At 60.1% G+C, this 20,859-nt stretch carries 19 protein-coding genes and 1 other RNA gene; 9 read left to right on the top strand and 11 right to left on the bottom strand.

The features are described 5' to 3' along the window. Nucleotides 1-112: 112 nt before the first annotated feature. The 4 genes from gmhB to glyQ all read right to left on the bottom strand — a co-directional run bounded on the left by gmhB (nt 113) and on the right by glyQ (nt 4,713). Nucleotides 113-685 (bottom strand): D-glycero-beta-D-manno-heptose 1,7-bisphosphate 7-phosphatase, encoded by a 573-nt coding sequence (gene gmhB, locus IE061_RS16140; RefSeq protein ID WP_193462052.1) that lies wholly within the window; start codon nt 683-685, stop codon nt 113-115. Nucleotides 686-713: 28 nt separating this feature from the next. Further along, nucleotides 714-1,511: a BUD32 family EKC/KEOPS complex subunit gene (locus IE061_RS16135; protein ID WP_100731109.1), complete on the bottom strand. Its 798-nt coding sequence runs from the start codon at nt 1,509-1,511 to the stop codon at nt 714-716. A gap of 176 nt (nt 1,512-1,687) precedes the next feature. Then, nucleotides 1,688-3,754, bottom strand: coding sequence for a glycine--tRNA ligase subunit beta (gene glyS / locus IE061_RS16130; RefSeq protein ID WP_193462051.1), 2,067 nt, complete (start codon nt 3,752-3,754; stop codon nt 1,688-1,690). After that, nucleotides 3,754-4,713, bottom strand: a complete 960-nt coding sequence (glyQ, locus tag IE061_RS16125) for a glycine--tRNA ligase subunit alpha (protein ID WP_026001915.1) — start codon at nt 4,711-4,713, stop codon at nt 3,754-3,756. Before glyQ ends, glyS begins: the two co-directional genes overlap by 1 nt. A 109-nt stretch (nt 4,714-4,822) precedes the next feature. On the opposite strand from glyQ, the gene rfaD reads away from it, so the two are divergent. Together rfaD and waaF are read left to right on the top strand one after the other, a co-directional pair. Beyond that, nucleotides 4,823-5,779 carry an ADP-glyceromanno-heptose 6-epimerase gene (gene rfaD, locus IE061_RS16120; RefSeq protein ID WP_016915616.1) on the top strand — a complete coding sequence of 319 codons (957 nt, stop codon included), beginning with the start codon at nt 4,823-4,825 and terminating at the stop codon, nt 5,777-5,779. Continuing rightward, on the top strand, nt 5,772-6,791 hold the full coding sequence (gene waaF, locus IE061_RS16115; RefSeq protein WP_193462050.1) for a lipopolysaccharide heptosyltransferase II: 1,020 nt from the start codon (nt 5,772-5,774) through the stop codon (nt 6,789-6,791). Before rfaD ends, waaF begins: the two co-directional genes overlap by 8 nt. 20 nt (nt 6,792-6,811) lie before the next feature. Here waaF and IE061_RS16110 read toward each other — a convergent pair whose 3' ends face one another. Then, on the bottom strand, nt 6,812-8,464 hold the full coding sequence (locus tag IE061_RS16110; RefSeq protein WP_081138448.1) for a sulfatase-like hydrolase/transferase: 1,653 nt from the start codon (nt 8,462-8,464) through the stop codon (nt 6,812-6,814). A gap of 181 nt (nt 8,465-8,645) precedes the next feature. Here IE061_RS16110 and IE061_RS16105 point away from each other — a divergent pair, with 181 nt between their 5' ends. Then, on the top strand, nt 8,646-9,407 hold the full coding sequence (locus IE061_RS16105; RefSeq protein ID WP_193462049.1) for a glycosyltransferase family 2 protein: 762 nt from the start codon (nt 8,646-8,648) through the stop codon (nt 9,405-9,407). Here IE061_RS16105 and IE061_RS16100 read toward each other — a convergent pair. Further along, complete coding sequence (locus IE061_RS16100) at nt 9,369-10,430, bottom strand: glycosyltransferase family 9 protein (RefSeq protein WP_193462048.1); 1,062 nt, start codon at nt 10,428-10,430, stop codon at nt 9,369-9,371. The two genes, IE061_RS16105 and IE061_RS16100, sit on opposite strands and share 39 nt — an antisense overlap. Between IE061_RS16100 and IE061_RS16095 the strand changes: the two genes are divergently transcribed. Then, nucleotides 10,422-11,588, top strand: coding sequence for a glycosyltransferase family 4 protein (locus IE061_RS16095; RefSeq protein WP_193462047.1), 1,167 nt, complete (start codon nt 10,422-10,424; stop codon nt 11,586-11,588). The genes IE061_RS16100 and IE061_RS16095 overlap by 9 nt on opposite strands. Here IE061_RS16095 and IE061_RS16090 read toward each other — a convergent pair. Continuing rightward, nucleotides 11,573-12,307 (bottom strand): 3-deoxy-D-manno-octulosonic acid kinase, encoded by a 735-nt coding sequence (locus IE061_RS16090; RefSeq protein WP_193462046.1) that lies wholly within the window; start codon nt 12,305-12,307, stop codon nt 11,573-11,575. The two genes, IE061_RS16095 and IE061_RS16090, sit on opposite strands and share 16 nt — an antisense overlap. On the opposite strand from IE061_RS16090, the gene IE061_RS16085 reads away from it, so the two are divergent. From IE061_RS16085 to waaA, 3 genes are read left to right on the top strand one after another with little or no spacing between them, the layout of a single operon-like run. Next, a complete protein-coding gene (locus tag IE061_RS16085) occupies nt 12,306-13,403 on the top strand; it encodes a glycosyltransferase family 9 protein (protein ID WP_193462045.1) in 1,098 nt (365 codons plus the stop codon). The genes IE061_RS16090 and IE061_RS16085 overlap by 2 nt on opposite strands. Further along, nucleotides 13,393-14,823 carry a bifunctional D-glycero-beta-D-manno-heptose-7-phosphate kinase/D-glycero-beta-D-manno-heptose 1-phosphate adenylyltransferase HldE gene (hldE, locus tag IE061_RS16080; protein WP_193462044.1) on the top strand — a complete coding sequence of 477 codons (1,431 nt, stop codon included), beginning with the start codon at nt 13,393-13,395 and terminating at the stop codon, nt 14,821-14,823. The genes IE061_RS16085 and hldE overlap by 11 nt, the downstream gene beginning before the upstream one ends. After that, entirely contained in the window at nt 14,823-16,124 is a 1,302-nt protein-coding gene (waaA, locus tag IE061_RS16075; RefSeq protein WP_193462043.1) for a lipid IV(A) 3-deoxy-D-manno-octulosonic acid transferase, read from the top strand. Before hldE ends, waaA begins: the two co-directional genes overlap by 1 nt. Nucleotides 16,125-16,154: 30 nt before the next feature. Here the strand turns inward: waaA and rpiA are convergent, their stop codons facing one another. Then, nucleotides 16,155-16,829, bottom strand: coding sequence for a ribose-5-phosphate isomerase RpiA (rpiA, locus tag IE061_RS16070; protein WP_039179177.1), 675 nt, complete (start codon nt 16,827-16,829; stop codon nt 16,155-16,157). Nucleotides 16,830-16,986: 157 nt separating this feature from the next. On the opposite strand from rpiA, the gene ilvA reads away from it, so the two are divergent. Further along, nucleotides 16,987-18,501, top strand: a complete 1,515-nt coding sequence (gene ilvA / locus IE061_RS16065) for a threonine ammonia-lyase, biosynthetic (protein WP_193462042.1) — start codon at nt 16,987-16,989, stop codon at nt 18,499-18,501. A gap of 399 nt (nt 18,502-18,900) precedes the next feature. Here the strand turns inward: ilvA and IE061_RS16060 are convergent, their stop codons facing one another. The 3 genes from IE061_RS16060 to IE061_RS16050 all read right to left on the bottom strand — a co-directional run bounded on the left by IE061_RS16060 (nt 18,901) and on the right by IE061_RS16050 (nt 20,091). Next, nucleotides 18,901-19,521 carry a 5-formyltetrahydrofolate cyclo-ligase gene (locus IE061_RS16060; protein WP_193462041.1) on the bottom strand — a complete coding sequence of 207 codons (621 nt, stop codon included), beginning with the start codon at nt 19,519-19,521 and terminating at the stop codon, nt 18,901-18,903. Nucleotides 19,522-19,541: 20 nt separating this feature from the next. Then, nucleotides 19,542-19,723: non-coding RNA, 6S RNA (gene ssrS / locus IE061_RS16055), on the bottom strand. 59 nt (nt 19,724-19,782) lie between these two features. Further along, complete coding sequence (locus IE061_RS16050; protein ID WP_016915630.1) at nt 19,783-20,091, bottom strand: cell division protein ZapA; 309 nt, start codon at nt 20,089-20,091, stop codon at nt 19,783-19,785. A 168-nt stretch (nt 20,092-20,259) separates the two neighbouring features. Here IE061_RS16050 and IE061_RS16045 point away from each other — a divergent pair, with 168 nt between their 5' ends. After that, nucleotides 20,260-20,838 (top strand): UPF0149 family protein, encoded by a 579-nt coding sequence (locus IE061_RS16045; protein WP_016915631.1) that lies wholly within the window; start codon nt 20,260-20,262, stop codon nt 20,836-20,838. Nucleotides 20,839-20,859 lie beyond the last annotated feature (21 nt).

The raw sequence follows: 20,859 nt of genomic DNA, 5'->3' as shown, positions 1-20,859 counted from the left end.
CGTGAAACATTGAATAAGAAAAGCCGCAGTGGGCATCGCCCTCTGCGGCTTTTTTGTATGAGGCTATATATAAGAGCCTGGCATGTGGTCAGGTTTGGCGCTTAACTCACCTTCAGCCACGCCGTGGGTGAGTATCCAGTGCACCGGCTAACAACTGGTCAACGAATTCGGCAAGGTCATTGACGACCAGCGTGTGTTCCAGGCCCACACTTTTGGCTAGCGTTCTCTCACCTTTGCCTGTCTTTACCAGCACACTTTGGCAACCTGCCGCCTCTCCGGCCTGCAGATCTCGCAGGCTGTCACCTACCATCCAGCTACCCCCTAGGTGATCCAGGCCAAGTGCCTGCTGTATTTGCGTCAGTAGGCCGGGCAACGGTTTTCGGCAGGTGCAGTCATCTTGCGGCCCATGGGGGCAATATGCGATGTGCGCAATCTGGCCACCTTCGGCTTCTACCAAGGTGCTCATGTGATGGTGCATGGCTGACAGGGTGGCTTCATCGTAATAGCCCCGTGCAATGCCTGATTGGTTGGTGGCTACCGCCACCGTAAAGCCAGCCTGTGAAAGCCGCGCGATGGCCGTAATGGAAGCAGGGTAGGGCACCCACTCCACCAGGGACTTGATGTAGTCATCCGAGTCGTGATTGATGACGCCATCCCGGTCAAGAATCACGAGCCGTTCTGGCATCAAAGAAGTCATCGAAGGCATGAAAGTCCTATTTACTGCGTAGGTGCTGATTCAGTAGCGCGAGGGCATGCAGGGTATGGGCAATTTTCTTGCCATCGCTGCCAAAGCGCTGGAAAGGGATTTTCTGGAGATGCTGCAGGCGCGGCAAGGTTGCCAGAAAGCGTTCGCGTACATCGTCCCGGGTGGCCTGCAGGCCGTCCATCAGGGCTGCGGTCAGGCGTTCACGATGAAGTGGTCGTTTGCTCAGCTTGCCATAGAGAGAAAAGATGAAACAGTGCCAATCGCGCACCATGCAGTCGGTGAGTTCGTGTACCTGGCCTGGGTCCGTTTCGAAATCGATGAACACGACCCCATCCTTGTTGACCAGAATGTTGCGTGCAAAAGCCTCGCTAAGGTAGCAGCTGCGCTCATGCACATCATTGAGCGCTGAAATACCGAGGTTTAACAGTTGGTCGATTTCTTCCGGTGTTTGCGCCTGGGTCAATTTATCCAGCAGCGTGGCTGCAGGCTCATCCTCACTGCCTGCATCGGCCAGCAAAAGGGCGTCGGGGGTTTCTGCCAGAATGGTCGGTACGGCGATGCCTGCGGCAGACAGCGCTTTAATACGACTGGCTTCCAGCGCCACGCTCTCTTGGCCGCCCAGGTTGGGCACTGGTTTGAGTGCTTCGATGTTCAGCCAGCGCGCCATCAAGGTCAGCGGCAGGTAAGCCAGCCGTGAGTTCCGTTTAGCCGCTTTTTTCAGCCAGACCTTTCGCCCTGCCAGCTCATAGGATGCCATATTGGACTGCTGCTGAGGCAGAGTATCGAAAAGAAACATATCGTACATGGCCAACTCCCTTGACGGCGTAAGTGCGTGGCCGCCCGGTATATCAGACGCAGCGGCAATTGAAATGTTTCATTAATTTTATCTTGATGTTTCACGTGAAACAAAAGCTTCGTTGAATACATTCAACAAAAAACCCGGCCACCAGGGCCGGGTTGCATGCGCTTACGAGTAGAGGCTTACTGGGGTAGCTGAGAAATATCCGCGACTTCCAGGAAAAGCGCCTGCAGGCTGGCGAGCAGAGCAAGGCGGTTGCGACGCACGGCCTCGTCATCGGCCATGACCATGACCTGATCGAAGAACGTATCGACCGGCTCACGCAGCGTTGCCAGGGTGTCCAGGGCCTGTTGGTACTCACCGGCGGCAAATAGCGGAGCTACCTGCTGCTGACAGTGGATGACGGCCTTCGCCAGTGTCTGCTCGGGGCTCTCCTGAAGCAGTGTGGTATCGACTTGCGTGCTGCCATCGTGCGCCTGCTTGCTCAGGATATTGGAGACACGCTTGTTGGCAGCCGCCAGAGCGGTGGCTTCCTCACGCTGGGCAAAGGCTTTGACGGCACGTAACCGACGCGCAAAGTCCAGCGGCTTGCTGACGGGACGCGCACGCACGGCCAGGTACATATCGGCGGTAATGCCTTCGTCCTGCCCCCAGGCGCGGAAGCGGTCGAGCATGTAGGTCAGCACTTCCTCTACCAGTCCTTCGGCTTTGGGCAGTTGCTGGTGCTGGTCGACGGCGACCTGCAGCAGTTCACGCAAGTCGAGGTTCAGCTCGCCTTTTACCAGGATATTCAGCACACCAATGGACGCGCGGCGCAGGGCAAAGGGGTCCTTGGCGCCCGTGGGGCGCTGGCCGATGCCGAAGATGCCCACCAGCGTATCCAGGCGGTCTGCCAGGGCCAGTGCCTGGCCAGTCAGGCTGGCGGGGATGGCGTCGCTGGCAAAGCGCGGCAGGTACTGCTCTTCCAGTGCCTGGGCTACTTCGGCAGGCTCGCCATCCTGCTCGGCGTAGTAGCGGCCCATGATGCCTTGCAGCTCGGGGAACTCGAGTACCATCTCAGTGACCAGGTCGCATTTGGCCAGTGCCACGGCACGCTGAGCGTGGGCGACATCCCCCTGGATGCGCTCGGCGATGAAGGTAGCAATGGCCGTGCTGCGGCGTGCCTTGTCTGCCAGCGTGCCGAGCTGCTGCTGAAACACGACGCTTTCCAGCTGAGGAATGCGCGATGCCAGCGTTTTTTTGCGGTCGGTATCGTAGAAGAACGCAGCATCCGCGAGGCGAGGACGGATGACCTTCTCATTGCCGGCAATGACCTGATCAGGGTCCTGGCTTTCGATGTTGGAAATGGTGATGAACAGCGGCTTGAGCTTGCCGTGGTCATCCAGCAGGTGGAAGTATTTCTGGTTGGCCTTCATGGAGGAGATCAGGCACTCGGCGGGCACGTCCAAAAAGCGCTCATCGAAGCTGCCGGTCAATGCCACGGGCCACTCGACCAAACCGCTGACCTCGACCAGCAGGTCTTCATCGATGACCGCGTTGGCTTCCTGAACTTCTGCCTCGGCCAGCACCTGTTCACGAATACGCTCGCGGCGCTGCTGACGGTCGGCCAGCACGTAGGCGTTTTCCAGTGCTGCCAGATAATCGTCGGCGTGTTCGAGCTGGATCGCATCCGGGGCGTGGAAGCGATGACCGTAGGTGGTGCGGCTGGCCTGCAGGCCTAGTGCTTCTGCGGCAATCACTTCCTTGCCATACAGGGCGACCAGCCAGTGTACTGGGCGGGAGAACTCCACTCGAGACGCGCCCCAGCGCATGTTCTTGGGCACCGGCAGCGATTGAAGCGTCTTGCGAATCATCTCTGGCAGTAGCGCCTGGACACGCTCACCTTGCTGCTGCTCCTGGAAGCCCAGCCAGGTGCCTTTATCGGTTTCCAGGTGAATCAGCTCATCCACGCTGACGCCACAGGACCGCGCAAAGCCTTCGGCGGCCTTGGTGGGCACGCCATCCTTGAACGCGGCAGCCAGCGCGGGACCGCGGCGCTCCACTTCACGATCCGGCTGCTTGTCGGCCAACCCCGATACCTGGACGGCCAGGCGACGCGGTGTTGCATAGGCAGTGACGGACTGAAACGGAACTTCTGCTTCCTGCAGACCTTTTTCAATACCCGCAGCAAACGCATCAGAGAGCGCGTCCAGGGCGGTAGGCGGCAGCTCCTCGGCACCCAGTTCCAGTAAAAGCGTATCAGCGGCCATTATGCGTCTCCCTGGTCGGCTAGCAGTTCGCGGCGCAGGGCTTCGGGCGCCATGGGGAACCCTGCTGCTTTGCGTGATTCGAAGTAGGCGGTCGCCACGTCACGGGCCATGGTGCGCACGCGCAGGATGAAGCGTTGACGTTCGGTGACCGAAATGGCATGGCGCGCATCCAACAGGTTGAAGGTGTGCGACGCCTTGAGCACTTGCTCGTAGGCGGGTAGCGGCAGACTGGCGGCCAGCAGTTTGCTGCACTCTTTCTCCTGATGGTCGAAGGCAGCAAAGAGCTGGTCGACGTCGGCGTGCTCGAAGTTGTAGGCGGACTGCTCCCGCTCGTTTTGCAGGTAAACATCGCCGTAGCTGACCTTGCTGCCGTCCGGCGCAATGGCCCAGACCAGATCGTAAACGCTATCGACGTTTTGCAGGTACATGGCGATACGCTCGAGGCCGTAGGTCAGCTCGCCGGTAACGGGGTAGCATTCGATGCCGCCCGCCTGCTGGAAGTAGGTGAACTGGGTGACTTCCATGCCGTTGAGCCATACTTCCCAGCCCAGGCCCCAGGCCCCGAGCGTGGGGGATTCCCAGTTGTCTTCCACGAAGCGAACGTCGTGAACCAGAGGGTCGAGGCCCAGGCGCTTCAATGACCCCAGGTACAGGTCCTGAAGATTGCTGGGGGAGGGCTTCATCACCACCTGAAACTGGTAGTAGTGCTGCAGGCGATTGGGATTTTCGCCGTAGCGGCCGTCGGTGGGGCGGCGGGAAGGCTGCACATAGGCAGCGTTCCAGGTTTCGGGGCCAATCGCCCGCAGGAAGGTGGCGGGGTGGAAGGTGCCCGCGCCGACTTCCATATCGAGGGGCTGGAGAATCACACAGCCCTGTTCTGCCCAGTACTGTTGCAGAGCAAGGATCAAGCCTTGAAAGGTCGACACATCGGGTGTCGATTGGTTTGTCGAGACACTCATCGCGGAAAGCACCGTTGGCCATGAATTCATAAGCCGTCAAGTATACAATTACAGGCAGATGGGTTATAGGCACGTTAGCAAAACAGCCGCTTTTGATAAGGAGAACGAGATGATCGTGGTAACAGGCGGCGCCGGGTTTATCGGCGCCAATATTGTCAAAGCGCTAAATGCTCGTGGCCGTGACGATGTGATGGTGGTCGACGACCTGCGCGATGGCACCAAATTCGTCAACCTGGCGGACTGCACGCTCGCCGACTACCTGGACAAGGATGATTTCATTGCCCGGGTGAAAGCCGCGCTGCGCGGTGAAACGGTGGACCTGCCGACCATCGATGCGATTTTCCATGAGGGTGCCTGCTCGGATACCACGGAGTGGGACGGCCACTACATGATGGAGAACAACTTCGAGTACTCCAAGGTGCTGCTCAACTACTGCGAGAAGCTGGGCATTCCGTTTCTGTACGCTTCGTCAGCGGCCACCTACGGCGGCAGCGACGTGTTCAAGGAAGCCCCTGAGCACGAGAAACCGCTCAACGTCTATGGCTACTCCAAGCTGCTGTTCGATCAGCACGTGCGTTCGCGCTGGAACGAGCTGACTACCCAGGTAGTAGGTTTCCGCTACTTCAACGTCTACGGCCCTCGAGAGCAACACAAGGGCAAGATGGCGAGCGTGGCATACCACAACCATCTCCAGATCCGTAACGGCGAAACGCTGAAACTGTTCGGTGCCTACGGCGGCTATGAGGCGGGCATGCAGAGTCGCGACTTTGTCTACGTCGGCGATGTGGTCGACGTGAACCTTTGGTTCCTGGACAACCCCAGCGCGTCGGGCATCTTCAACCTGGGTACGGGCCGTGCCGAACCTTTCAAGGCGATTGGTGAAGCGGTGATCGATTTCTATGGTCAGGGCGAAATCGACTATATCCCGTTCCCCCAGGAGCTGAAGGGGCGCTACCAGAGCTATACCCGTGCGGACATCGGCCACCTGCGAGCAGCGGGATGTGATGTCGAGTTCAAGACGGTGGCTCAGGGGGTCAAGGCTTATCTGGAGTGGCTGAATGGCTAACTCTGCCAAGCGGCTTCTGGTGGTCGGCCCCTCCTGGGTCGGCGATATGGTCATGGCGCAAAGCCTGTTCATGACCTTGAAGGCGCGCACCCCGGGGGCCACGCTGGGCGTGGTGGCCCCGGCCTGGTCGCAGCCGATTCTCGAGCGCATGCCCGAAGTCGATGAGGTGTTGCCACTGGAGGTCGGCCATGGTGAATTTGGCCTGGCGAGTCGGCGGGAGCTGGCCGCTCGGTTGCGGGGCCGCTTTGACCGCGCCATTGTGCTGCCGCGCTCTTGGAAGGCGGCGCTGGTGCCTTTCATGGCACGGATCCCTGAGCGGGTAGGGTTCCTGGGGGAGCATCGCTACGGGCTGCTGAAAGAGCGCCGCAAGCTGGATAAACAGGTGCTGGATCAGACCGTCAAGCGCTTTGTCTCGCTGGGACTACCCGTTTCAGAGGCGCAAACTGGCCAGTTTGCCATTCCCAAGCCCAGGCTCACCATTGACCGTGACAACCTGGTGAATCTGCGGTTGAGCCTCGCGCTCTCTTCCCGCCCAGCAATCGGCATGATGCCAGGCGCTGAGTATGGGCCGGCCAAGCAGTGGCCGCTGGCCTACTTTCACCAGTTGGCGGCGAAGCTCACCCAGGACGGTTTCGAGGTGCGCGTGCTGGGCGGAGCAAAGGACCATGAGGCAGGGCAGGCGATCGTGAAGGGGTTGTCGCATGCGCACAATCTGTGCGGGAAAACCCAGCTGGCCGACGCCGTCGATCTGCTGGCCGATTGCTGCCAGGTAGTGACCAATGATTCTGGCCTGATGCACGTAGCGGCAGCGGTTGGGGTACGTATTCAGGCGCTGTATGGATCGTCGTCTCCTGCCTATACGCCGCCCCTCACCGAACAGGCGTCCATTCACTACCTGGGGCTCTCCTGCTCGCCATGCTTCGAACGGGTTTGCCCGTTGGGTCATACCAACTGTCTCAATGACTTGTCCGTCGAGCGCGTCTATCAGTCGATCTGCGTCGGCCTGCCGTGAGGGGGCTGCCAAGGCAGCTGTCAGTGAAGGATCTCGACTTCTTCGGCTTGATCGGCCGGGGTCTCCATGACCTGCGCCGAGGAACTCTCCTCGGTCTCTCTGCGCTGAGGAGCGAGTCCTTCCCATAGCCGGTGCTGGAGGGCCGTTTCTTCGCGCAGGCGAGCATTGAGCGTACTCAGCCCGTGGGTTTCCGCCAGGGTCGCGCGGCGGCCCAGCAGGGAGGTGCCAAGGCCTGCACGGCCCTCGTGTAGCGGCAATCCCATGGCGTCCAGTATGGTGGGAAACACGTCCAGCATGGTAGCTTCGCGGCGTATACGCTGGGGCACCACCCTGTCGCCTAGCATGATAAAGGTGTTATCTCGATCCAGCGCCGTCAGTTGGTCCCATACCGACACGCGCATGGTCAGGTGGTCGCTGAGCACCACCACCAGCGTATTCTCCAGCAGGTTTTCTGCTTCCAGGCGTTCGATCAGATCGCGGGCCAGCCAGGCCGAACACTCCACGGAGTAAAGAATGTCCTGGCCATCGAAGGCCCCTTGGCGGTCCCGGCAGCGCTGGGCGGGAAAGCCGTTGGGTGCATGGCCCGCGATGCTCAGGTTGACCACTGCCCAGGGGCCATCGTCTTCACGGTTCAAGCGACGTATTTCGTCGACGGTGAAGTCGTAGAGGGTATCGTCATAGAGGCCCCAGCTATTGAGATACTCGGGGTCGTCCATGTCCGTGATGAAATCCTCCTTGCCCTTGACCGTGTCGAACTGATGCCCTCTGTAAAAGAGACCTTTACCCGCAAACTGCGTACTGGCGCCACCCAGATAGCTGAGCCGGTAACCTTGACCCGCAAGAATATCGCCCAGGCAGTCTACGCCAGGCACGACCTGAGAAAGGGGTTCGAACTGGCTGTCATGCAACAGGCCAGCGGGCATCAGGGGCACGCCGCACTGGCTGGCGATCATCCCGGCCATGGTCCAGCCGGTGTTGTCCATTTGCTGCACGCCTTCGAAAACGACGCCACGCGCCCCCAGTGCGTCAAGGTCATCATAGGCATTGCCGAATATGTCGTGACGATAGGTACGCTCGATGCTTTCCAGGTAGAGGAGCAGCAAGTTAGGAGCACCGGGCTGGTCTTCCAGCGGCGGCTGAACGTAGCGTCGATCCAGCCAGGCCCCATCGTCGGTGACGATGGCGGCACTGCGTTGCCCCAGCCCGTATAGCAGCGGGTTTCCGGCTAACAAGGCAATGGCAAAAAAGCGTTCGGTCAGACGCCAGCGCTGGTCGTGACGGGCGATATATAGGACGGAGATCAGCATGGCGAGCACGACCAGCGTATATACCACTGCCATGACCATTTTGCCTCCACCGCCATGGTCGGCCATGCCCGCTTGCAGATGGAAAAATACCGCGCCCAGGTCCACACTGCCAAAGCTGTCGACCAGGTAGACGTAAATGCCAAACAGGCTCAGCGGTAGCAGCGACCATGGCCAGACGGGGCGGTAGCGGGCATTCAAGGGAGCACCCCAGCGCAGCTTGAGGCCTACCAGCATCCACACGGTGGCGGTGATGAAAAGCGTCCACCAGGGCAAGCGCGTCAAGACAGTAACGGCATAGCCCAGGCTCGCGCCAATCACGACCAGCGGTAGCCAGGGAGTCAGGGGGGGTGACTTGGAAGCGAGCATGCCATGTCCCTTTTCGTCGCTTGCTGAATGAGCCTGTTAGCTTACCAAATCTCGACGTTCATGGTCGTGGTAGCATGCAATGAAACTGGCCATGAAGCATGAGCGAATGGATCGCTCATCTCGTTGTTATAAATTCGTTGCTATAGATTCGTTGGTATAAATTCGCTGGGATAGGTGAACTGTGACTCTTGCTGCTGTGTTGATCGTCAAAAACGAAGCCCACCATTTGCGTGAATGCCTCGAAACGCTCACTTGGGCCGATGAAATCGTCGTGCTGGATGCGGGCAGCCAGGATGCTACCTGCGAGATTGCCCGCGCGTTCACGGACAAGGTCCATGTGAATGCCGACTGGCAGGGGTTTGGCATTCAGCGCCAGCGAGCAGAAGCCCTGGTAAGCAGTGACTGGATTTTGATGGTCGACGCCGATGAGCGCGTGTCCCCTGAATTGCGTGACAGCATTCAAGAGGCCATTCAGCAGCCTCCCGCTGCATATAGCGTCAGTCGGCTCTCCTGGTGTTTTGGCCGTTTCATTCGCCACTCGGGCTGGTACCCAGACCGGGTGCTGCGTCTCTACCCGAAAGGCCAGGCGGGCTATAATGCAGCGCTGGTGCACGAGAAGCTGATCGTCGACGCAGGCCTTGCCGAAAAGCCACTATCCGGCGACCTGCTGCACTACACCTACCGTGATCTGCGCCACTATCTGGAGAAATCCGCCCACTATGCCCAGGCCTGGGCAGAGCAGCGGGCTGCGCAGGGCAAAACGGCCACGCTATGGCAAGGCATTCGCCATGGTCTGGCCTGCTTTCTCAAGATGTACGTGCTCAAAGCCGGGTTCAAGGATGGCAAGCAGGGGCTGCTGCTGGCTCTGCTCTCTGCGCATTCCACGTTCGCCAAGTACGCCGATCTATGGGTGCGTACCCAAACCGCCGAGAAGCAGCGCTGAGATCTGGTGGGCTGCCGCGTCGAGATCGATGGCAGTCATGTCCTGTGTGTCAGCGCCTGAAGGCGGGCTAAACGCCAGGCGCTTTTCCGCCCGGTTGCAAGTTTGCCAGCGCAGCGGCGTGGCTGAGCGCTTGGCGGGATAAAAGCCTGCCGTGGCGATGTCCAGGCAGCCTGCGATATGCAGCGGGCCGGTCGAGCCAGCAATCAGCATATCCGCTCCGCCAAGCTGCAGGGCAAAGTCATCGACACCTGCGGTGTCGGGGAAGTGGTCTGCTTCAACACCCTGTTTGGCTAGCTGCTCCCTCAACTCTTGTGCCTGAGGCTGCTCACTAGGGCCAGCGCTGATCAGCCAGCGTAGTGGCAAGTGCTGGCACTGTTGGTGAACGTGAGTAATCAACTCGGCGTACTGTGCCACCGATAGATTCACCGCCGAGCCGCCGCTGCCAGGATGAACGACCACCACGCGCTCTGACGTATCGTTTATCAACGCTTGGCGCTGTGCATGGCGCAGTGCGTCATCCAGCGGCCAGAAGGGTGGTGAAGGCAGGGTAGAGAGTTTCAGCGAAAGGCGTGCCAGCAGCTCACAGGCCAGATCGACGTTGTACTGGTACTCCGGCTTTGCTGACTGCGAGCGGCGTTGGCGTACCCGCACGTTATAGAACACCTGCGCCCACTTGGTCGCGGGGGCAACACGCAGTGCAATGCCTGCTCTCATGCCAAGCCAACCAATGCGTGGCGTCGAGAACAGCGTTAGCAGGGCATCGAATTTCGATTGTTTCACGTGAAACAATAGCGCTTGCTGCGCCGCTTTATCGGCCTGGCTACCGGGGTCGATAATGACCTCGTCCACCCATGGGCACGCGTTGGCCAAGGGGGCGGTATAGGCAGGAACCAGCACGGTGACGTGGGGTGTAGGAGATGCCTGTTTCAAGCAGGCCAGGGCGGGCCAAGCCAGCATGAAATCTCCAATCTTGTCGTTGCGGACCACTAAAATGCGAGGTTGCGCAGTCTGGGGATGATTCATGAAGGCTCCTGGGGTGATAATGGTCAACCGTGTCAACGTCATGGCAGAGAGGTATCAGTGGTTCACCATATTATGCAGGTCTGTATGTCGAAAGGGTGGGGCGGACTGGAGATGTACCCGTCGCGCATTATGCCTGAATTGCAGCGCCTGGGGGTGGTGAACCATGGCCTTGCCATCGCCGGGTCGCGTGTCGCCAGCAGTATGGAGGGCGCAGGAGCAAGCGTGTTCACGGTGCCGAGTACCGCTCGAGCACTCCTTTCGCTACCTGCGTTGCTGGGTTATATAGACCGGCATCGTATCGATATCGTGCACTGCCATAAGTCGAGTGACCTGCGTGTTGCGGCACTGCTCAGCCTCTTTCGTCCTCGCTTGAAGCTGTTTTTTACCGAGCATATGGGAGTGACGCGCCCCAAGAAAGGTGTGTATCACCGTTTGGCCTATTCGCGGGTAACAAAAGTCTTTTCGATCAGTCAGGCGACCTATCGACGCAACAAGCAGGCATTGCCCGTCTCGGAGGCGCGCCTTCACTGCCTTGGGCTGGGCGTGAACGTGGATGCCTACCAAGGGGCGGTGCACGCCAAATCAGCGCTCGGCCTTCCTGAGGAGGGATGTTTGATTGCACTGCCAGGACGTCTGACGCCCGGCAAAGGGCATGAGGTGTGGCTGGAGGCATTGGCATCGTTGGATCGCCAAGCGTTGTGGTATGGCTTGATCATTGGCGGTGTCACTGCCGATGAAGGGGCTGACGAATCATTTGTAGCGGCGATCAAGCAAAAGGTCGCAGCGCTTGGTTTGCAAGAGCGCGTCCACTTTCTCGGATTTCGCCAGGACTTACCCGCGCTGCTCCAGGCCATCGATATTGCGTGTATCCCTTCGCGTAATGAAGCCTTTGGGCTGACCGTCATCGAGGCCATGGCTGCCCAATGTGCTGTCGTGGGGGCCAATAGTGGTGCTATCCCTGAATTGATAGACCAGCAAAGAGGTCGCCTGGCCGACCCGCTATCGGCTGAAGAGTGGTCCGTTGCCCTGAAAGAACTGATCGATGCGCCGGAGACCAGACGGGTGCTGGGTGAAGAGGCGCGTCGATGGGTGGTCGCGCATATGGCGCTCGACGTGCACGCGAAAAAACTGCTGCGCGAATATCAACTGTCCGAGTGATAGCCCGCCACGATGTGAGTGTGCGGGCGTGCACTGGCAAACTTCGCCACAGACCGCTCCAGCCGCTGCAGGTTGCCCGCTTGCCATTTGCCCGGCGGGCGCAGTCGGCAGCGGTCGAGATCGATGAGCCAGGGCTTGCCTGCCTCATCCACCAGAATATTGCGGGCGTTGAGATCCACATGATCGAACCCTGCCTGGTGAAACCGCTTGATCATGGCGCCTACGCGCATCAACAGCGCCTCGTCTGCCTCTTCGGCGCTCAGTAAGGAGGCGAGCGCTCGGGCGCCCGGGATGCGTACGGTCAGCAGGGCCGCCTCATAGGTCAACCCGAACCGAGTGACGCAGCAGGCCACTGGGCGAGGCACGGGAAGCCCTTGCTCATACAGCGCGGCGGTCAAGCGCACTTCACGAAACGCTCGTGTGCGCTCTGCCCCCAGCCAGACATAGCGCTGCTTGTTGACCTTGGCGATGAGCCCGCCGCGCTGGTAAGGGCGCAGCACCCACTGCTCATGGTCGCGTGCTTGCAGGAACAGGCTGCTGCCACGGCCGGGTGCTTCGCCGACTACCAGGCCTCGCGATTGCCAGTAATCTGCCTCGAACAGCGCCGTGCTCAGTGGGAGAGTCGGGGAGGACAGTTGGTGTGATGCGCAGGCGTCACTTAAACTGTCTGCATCATGTAAAATCAGCCCATTTTTCTGCTGGAGTGCCGCTAAGCGCATGAAGCCCTCTCTGCCTGCTCAACCAAACCATATTGCCATTTTGCGCCTCTCCGCGTTGGGAGACGTGTGCAATCTCGTGCCCACGGTGCGAGCGTTGCAGCGCCAGTGGCCGCATGCGCGCATTACCTGGATTATCGGCAAGGGGGAGCACAGTTTACTGGCCGGGCTTTCCGGGGTCGAGTTCATCGTGTACGACAAAGCGACCGGGCTTGCCGGCATGCGGGCCCTCTGGCGTGAGCTGGCTGATACCCGCTTCGACGTGCTGCTGCATATGCAGCAGGCCATTCGTGCCAGTGTGCTCTCGCTCGGTCTCAAAGCCAGCGTCCGGGTAGGGTATGACAAGGCCCGTGCCAAGGACGCCCAGCACTGGTTCACCCAGCACCAGCTAGCCCCCCACGAGAACGCCCATGTGCTGGAGTCGTTCATGGATTTTGCGCGTCTGCTGGGCGTCGAAGACGAGCGTCTGGAGTGGAATCTCGCGGTGCCTGCCGTTGCCTACGAGGAAGCCCGGGCAATCAGTGGCGACACGCCTTATTTGGTGATCAATCCCTGTAGCAATGCGCGCTTGCGCAATTTTCGCAACTGGTCCGTGGAAGGGTATGCCAGCGTGATTGAACACGCCTGGGTACAGCATGGTCTCAAGAGCGTGCTCACGGGGGGCGGCAGCCCCCTGGAGCGTGAAATGGGCGACCATATCGAGGCGCTCTGCCAGCCGGGGAGCGTCATCAATGCCATCGGCGGCACCTCGCTGAAGGGCGTGCTGGCGCTGATCGATAACGCTCGCGCGGTGATTGCCCCGGATACGGGTCCTGCGCATATGGGCAATGCCATGGGTACGCCGACGCTTGGCCTCTATGCCACCACCAACCCCCAGCGGGCTGCGCCCTATCTGTGGCGCGATTTTGCCGTCAATGCGTATCCCGATGCGGTACGCACCTATCTGCATAAATCGGTGGACGAAGTGAGCTGGGGGCAGCGGGTGCGGCATGCCGATGCCATGGACCTGATCAAGGCGGACGACGTCATTGCCAAGTTAGACGCGCTGCTGGCGCATAGCGCAGCGCACACCACAACAGGACTCTCGGATGAAAGTTGATCTAACCGCCCTGGAACATGCCCGCGTACTGGTGGTCGGGGATGTCATGCTCGACCGCTACTGGCATGGCGGCACCTCGCGTATCTCACCGGAAGCCCCGGTGCCCGTGGTACGCGTGGAAGATGCTGATGACCGCCCCGGCGGCGCGGCCAATGTGGCGCTCAACGTGGCGTCATTGGGTGGGCACGCCGCGCTGGCGGGCCTGGTGGGAGAGGATGACAATGCCGAGCTGCTCACCAAGCGCCTGGCGGCAGCCAATGTAAGCACTTACTTCCAGCGCAGCCCTGATGTCCCAACGATTACCAAGCTGCGTGTAATGAGCCGTAACCAGCAGCTGCTGCGCCTGGATTTCGAGCAGCGCCTCGATAGCGTGGACACCAGCGCCCTGCTGGCACAAGTGGAACAGGCGCTGCCCGAATGCGACGTGGTGATCCTGTCGGATTACGGCAAGGGCACGTTGAATCAGGTCGAGCGGCTGATCGAGATGGCTCGCCAGCACGGCAAGCGGGTACTGATCGACCCCAAGGGTCAGGATTTCACCAGGTACCGGGGAGCCAGCCTGATCACTCCTAATCTGGCCGAGTTCGAGGCCGTGGCGGGCCCCTGCGCCACCGACGCTATCCTGGCCGAGCGTGGCGAAGCGCTGCGTGCCGAGCTGGCACTGGAAGCGCTGCTGATTACCCGCAGCGAGAAGGGCATGACGCTGATCCGTGAAGGCCATGCACCGCTGCACCTGCCCACCCGTGCCCAGGAAGTGTTCGATGTCACGGGGGCCGGCGATACCGTGATTGGCCTGATGGGCCTGGCCCTGGCCGCTAAACATGCGCTGCCGGAAGCCATGATGCTGGCCAATCTGGGCGCGGGCCTGGTGGTGGCCAAGCCGGGTACCGCAACGCTCTCCATTGCCGAGCTTTACACCGCGCTGCATGGCGACAAGCTGGCCGAGTTCGGCGTGATCGAGCCAGCGCCTCTGGTCGATGCCGTTCGCGCTGCGCAGCTGCGCGGTGAGCGGGTGGTGATGACCAATGGCTGCTTCGATATTCTCCACGCAGGCCATGTGGCCTACCTGGAACAGGCCAAGCGCCTGGGTGACCGGCTGGTCGTGGCGGTGAACGATGATGCGTCCATTGGCCGGTTGAAAGGGCCGAAGCGCCCCATCAACCCGTTGAACCGACGGATGCAGGTGCTGGCGGGGCTCGGCGCGGTGGATTGGGTGGTGCCGTTCAGTGACGACACGCCTGCCGCCCTGATCGAGCAAGTACTGCCGGATATTCTGGTCAAAGGCGGCGACTACCGCCCCGAAGACATTGCTGGCGGCAGCGCCGTGATTGCCAACGGGGGCGAAGTCAAGGTGCTGGGCTTCGAGGATGGTGTTTCCACCACGGCAATGATCAGCTCGATTCTGGATCGCGAAAGTTGATGACTGCCCCCCGCTGGCCACGGCTGGCCTATTCGGCTGTGCTGTATGGGCTGGCGCCCTTGATTGGCTGGCGCATCTGGCGTGAGCAAGTCCCCACGTACTCACGACTCCAGCGGCTGGGACTGCGCCTTGCACCACTCCCGCCCGCGCCGCGACTTTGGCTGCACTGTGCTTCCGTGGGGGAAGTGCGCGCCGCACGCCCGCTGATCGAAGGACTGCTGGCGCGCTTTCCTCGCCACAGCCTGCTGCTGACCACCATGACGGCTACCGGCGCCAGACAGGCACAGGCGTTGATAGCAGAACAGGAGACTGCCGACCAGACGCGCCTTGCCCACCGTTTTTTGCCGTTGGATTTTCCCGGCGCGGCCAGGCGTTTTGTGGCTCGCGTACAGCCGGACCTTGCCATCCTGTTTGAAACCGAGCTGTGGCCGAACCTGCTTCACGCCTGCCATCGGCAGGCGGTGCCCGTTGCCGTAGTGAACGGCCGACTATCGCCCCGCGCGTTTGGCCGCTACCAGCGTTTGCGCCCGCTGATGCAGGGGGCCTTGGCCAACGTGACGTGGCTGGCTGCCAAGTCGCCAGAGGACGTCGAGCGTTTTCTCGCGCTGGGCTGTGCGGCTGAATCGACCACCGTGGTGGGGTCGCTGAAGTTCGAACAAGCCTTTCCTGAAAGGCTATTGGAAGAGAGTGAGTACTTACTTAATGCGTGGGGTCAGCGTCCCGTGTGGGTCGCTGGCTCTACCCGAGACGGGGAAGAAGCGCTGCTGCTGGCTGCCCATCGTCAATTGCTCACGCGCTTCCCCGCGGCGCTGTTAGTGCTGGTGCCCAGGCATCCACAGCGCTTTGATGAAGTGGCGGCCCAGTGTGAGCGTGAAGGGTTCAAGGTCAGTCGTCGAAGCCAGCAACAGCCCGTCACGCCCGCCACCCAGGTCTACCTGGGGGATACGCTGGGCGAGTTGGCGAAGCTGTACGCTGCGGGCAGCGTCGCCTATGTGGGGGGAAGTCTGGTGCCACTGGGCGGGCACAACGTGTTGGAGCCCGCCGCACTAGGTAAGCCCGTGCTGTGTGGTCCGTCACTGGAAAACTTCAGCGATGTTGCCGAGCCGCTCTTGGCGGCCAAGGCACTGACGATGGTTGACACGCCAGATGCGCTGGCAAGCGTTCTGGTAGAACACATCACCAACCCTGAGTGTGCCAGGCAGCGCGGGCTGGCTGGGCAAGCGGCCATCAAAGCTCAGCGCGGGGCGCTTTGGCGCACGTTGGATGGGCTTGGCCGGTGCTTGGCTTTGGCCCGGGATTAGTCCTGGCCAGTGCCTGGCTTTGGCGAGTGCTCAGCGTAAGGCCGTGCGCTCTACGCCATCCGCTTTACCCAGCAGCAATACATCGGCACCGCGTGCAGCAAACAGGCCGTTGGTGACTACGCCGACGATGCCATTGATACGCGCTTCCATGGCTACCGGGTCGTCGATCATGAAGTTGAAGCAGTCGATGATCTGGTTGCCGTTGTCGGTGATGACGCCCTGACGGTAAACGGGTTCGGCACCGAGTTTGACCAGCTCGCGGGCCACATAAGAGCGCGCCATGGGAATCACTTCTACCGGCAGGGGAAAGTTGCCGAGCTGGGCGACGTATTTCGAGCCATCGGCAATACAGATGAAGCGCTCGGCGCAGGCGGCGACGATCTTTTCACGCGTTAGTGCGGCACCCCCACCTTTGATCATATGCAAGTGAGCATTCACTTCGTCGGCACCGTCGATGTAAAAGGGGACGTTGCCAACGTGATTGAGTTCGAAGACCTCGATGCCCTGTGCTTTCAAGCGCTCTGCGCTGGCCTCAGAGCTGGCCACAGCGCCTTTGAAGCGGTCGCGTAACGCGCCCAAACGATCAATGAACAGGTTGGCGGTGGAGCCGGTGCCAATGCCCAGCACGGTGCTTTTTTCGAGATATGGCTCGATTTCATCGAGCGCGGCATCGGCGACAGCGGCTTTTAGTTCGTCTTGTGTCATGATGGAGTCCAATCAGGGTGGGCAGTCGTCCTTAGTATAACGGCCTGAACGCCCGCTGCCGATGGCAACGCCGCTAGACGTTGGCGGCTGTCATCTGCTACCAATAGAGGTTTTGTTCGCACCCGCCAGGGTCACGCCATTTTTCCGGGATATCAGCATGCTCGAAGCAACCGTCAAAAAGATTCTCCAGGCCCGTGTCTACGAAGCGGCCTGCGAGACGCCTATTTCCCCCGCTCCCTTTTTGTCGCGTCGTTTCAACAACCAGATTTTGATCAAACGCGAAGACTTGCAGCCGGTGTTTTCGTTCAAGATCCGTGGGGCCTACAACAAGATGGCCCAGCTCACGGAAGAACAGAAAGCCAAGGGGGTGATTGCTGCCTCGGCGGGCAACCATGCACAGGGCTTGGCCATGGCGGCCAAACTGATGGGCGTGAAGGCCGTCATCGTGATGCCTCGCATCACGCCGGATATCAAAGTGCAGGCGGTACGTGCGCGGGGGGCAAAAGTGGTGCTGAAGGGCGACGCCTTTGCCGCCGCCGCCGAGCATGCGCAGGAGCTGATCAAGGAGCATGGCTACACCTATATTCCACCGTTTGACGATATCGACGTCGTGGCGGGCCAGGGCACCATCGGGGTCGAGATTCTGCGCCAGCACAGCGGGCGGCTGGATGCGATTTTCATCCCGGTAGGCGGTGGTGGGCTGATCGCCGGGGTGGCGGCCTACGTGAAATACCTGCGTCCTGATATCAAGATCATTGGCGTCGAGGCCGAGGATAGCGCCTGCCTGAAAGCGGCTCTGGAGGCCGGGGAGCGCGTCGTGCTGGAGCAGGTGGGCGTGTTTGCAGAAGGCGTGGCCGTGGCGCAAATTGGCGACGTGCCTTTCTCTCTGGTACGTGACCTGATCGACGATGTCATTACCGTGAACACCGATGAGATGTGCGCGGCGGTCAAGGACATTTTTGAAGATACCCGTGCCGTGGCGGAAACGTCTGGAGCGCTGTCGTTGGCCGGCCTGAAGAAATACGTGCAGCAGACCGGTGCCGAGGGGGAAACCCTGCTGTGCATCAATTCGGGAGCCAACACCAACTTTGACCGCCTACAGCATATTGCCGAGCGGACGGAGCTGGGCGAGCAGCGCGAAGCCATTCTGGCCGTCACCATTGCCGAAAAGCCTGGCAGCTTCAAGAAGTTCTGCCGAACGCTGGGCAAACGTATGGTGACCGAATTCAGCTATCGTTATGCCGATGATAACGAAGCTCATATCTTTGTGGGCGTGCAGGTCAAGCCAGGTGGCGAAGACCGCCTGGCGGTGATCGACAAGCTGCGCGAAGGCGGGTATCAGGTCGAAGACTTGACCGATAACGAACTGGCGAAGCTGCACATTCGCCATCTCAGCGGCGGTCGGCCCCGGGAGCACTTCGAGGAGGAGCTTTACCGTTTCGAATTTCCGGAACGTCCTGGCGCCTTGATGAACTTCCTCACCCAATTGCCCCATGATTGGAATATTTCACTGTTCCACTATCGCAACCACGGGGCTGCTTATGGTCGTGTGCTGGTGGGCATGCAGGTACCCAATGAGGATCGCACCCATGTGACCGAGTACCTGGACGCCATTGGTTACCGTTACTGGCAGGAGAGCGACAACCCGGCCTATCGGCTGTTCATGGCGTAATTGGATGTAAGTGTTTGCTAACTAGGCAGCCAAGTGCCGCTGAACAGATTCAAAAAGCTAAAACGTTTAATTAAGGGGTGAAAATAGTGTTAATAGCGGTTGTCACTACCCCCCTTATAGCCCTATAGTCATCGCCACAAATAATGAGGTGTGTCATCTTTCCAAAGGCAACTCCTTGGTGACGCACCCAGGGCTACCGGCACTTGGAAAGACGTTGGAGATTTGGCATGCGGCGAAGAAAACCTGATATGGTCATGGCGCTAACCGTGGTGTTTTTACTTGGGGTTTTGGCGACTGGCTATGCCCAGGCAATATCGGGAAGCTGATCGATGTCTGCAGGCTAGAGCGGTATCGACGTCGCGAGCCTGCAAAAGATCAAACAAGAGGGCTGATCATGGATCAGCCCTTTTTTATGGGGCGTACCGTAGCTTGATCGCTGACCACTGCCGTCAGAGGAATATCCCAAGGCTCCAGCGGCAGCTGGTCGACCTGCTGGCAAGCGTGAGCCACCCCAATCAGCGCGGGAGCCGGGCCAGGTCTGCGCATGAAGGCCAGGCTACGGTCGTAAAACCCTCCCCCCATGCCCATGCGGTTGGCCTGCTGGTCGAACCCGACCAGCGGTACGATCAGCGTATCCAGTGCCCAGGCGGGTAGCCGATGGCCACGGTGGGCAGCAAACCTTGGGCAGGGTTCGGCAATGCCGAAACGATTCTTGACCATGGGGGTATGCTGGTCGTAACGCACGAACCATAGGCTATTGGCGCTGAAAGGGCGTAGCACAGGAAGGTAAATCGTGGTGCGTCGCTGGCGAAGCCATGCGATCAGGGGTGTCGGGTCGATTTCGCCATTGACCGGCAGGTAGAGACTGATGCGTTTGGCGCGTCTGATTTCGGGCTGATGCCTCAGGCGCTGGCAGAGTGAGTGGGCCGCCTGCTGTTGCTGTTTGGCGGTCAGCGCCTTGCGTCTGCGCTTGAGTTCACGGCGCAGGGCCTGCTTTTCATCGGGCGTCGTATGCGTCATCGCTATCAGGCCATGTTGAAGTGTTCCCCAGAATACCGCTGTCGTTCTGGCCCTGAACCTATTGGTTCAGGTGGGTGGCCGCAGCCAGACCGTCAGGCTTTCCGACGCACGGACATGCACACGGGTCTGGCTAGCATTTGGCCCCCTGGTACTGCGTATAGGCTCGAGGGACTATAACGACTGGCGCGCATTCCAGAGAACATCCCTATCCTAACAGAGGCGCTGCCAATGCCAAAGCATCCATGCCCCGAACGGCTCTCTTTACGCGTCCGTTGGCTTGCGAGTACCTGCCAACGCTCGTTCGAGGCGCTCATTGAGGCGGCTCAGGTTAGCCTCACCCGCACGGTGCTCGTCCAGCGCTTCCAGCAATTCATGGGTAATGTTCAAGGCGGCCATGATGGCAATGCGCTCGTTGCCCAACACGCTGCTCTGGGCGTGAATACCGTGCATGGCTCTGTCCAGGTAGCGAGCTGCGCGCTCCAGCTGCACCTCCTGACCGTTATCGCAGGCAATGACATAGCTGCGCCCCAATAGGGTGATCTCTTTCGTTGGCCGCTTGGCGGTACTCATCATTGACTCCAGCACGGGCCAGTCAGGGCCCCAATGCGTTAACATCACATAAATAGGATGGATAGACGATATTCACTATAAGAGAGCCGCTCGTACGGGGTCAACGCACGTACCGGCCGCGCTCTGCGCAGAATCTTACTCTGACTTTTGCTAAAGCGAGCACAAAACATGTCATTGATTGACGAGCGCCAGGACTTTTCTGACGTGGCGGATGTATTTTTATTGCACGGGAGCATGCAGTCTCCCGCTTTTCTGGATGGGCGCCTATGTGGCCTGCTGGCGCTGCGTGATGTGAGTGCCGAAGGGTGGCTGGAAGAGGTTTGCCTGGGCCTCGGTGTCGAACAGCCTCGGGACCAGGCAAGTGCAGAGCGACTGTTGGGCTGGCGACGTCAGACGCTGGAAGCCTTGAGTGCCAGCGACTTGAATTACGCGCCGCTGCTGCCGGATGAGCTGTTTTCGCTTGCCGAACAGGCCCAAGGGCTCAAGGAGTGGACGCTGGGCTTCATGGAAGTCGTCGAAGAGGTGGCCGATGACACGCTGCGAGAGCGCTGGTCGCAGACCCTGCGTGAGGCCATCGAAGATCTGGCGGGGCTGAGTCAGATCGAAACCGATATCGATGATAGCCCGGACAACGAGAACGACCTGTTTGCATTGACCGAGCACGCGCGCATGGCGGCCATGCTGCTGTATACCGAGCAGCACCCGGGCCAGCCCCAGGTCGAGCAGGTCGACGCCCCCGTCCACTGATATCTGACTGTTCTTCAGAAT

The sequence above is a fragment of the Vreelandella hamiltonii genome (assembly GCF_014651795.1).
Classification (GTDB): domain Bacteria; phylum Pseudomonadota; class Gammaproteobacteria; order Pseudomonadales; family Halomonadaceae; genus Vreelandella; species Vreelandella hamiltonii.
Note: the sequence above shows the minus strand (reverse complement) of the source record. Positions and strands in the feature narration are given on the sequence as shown.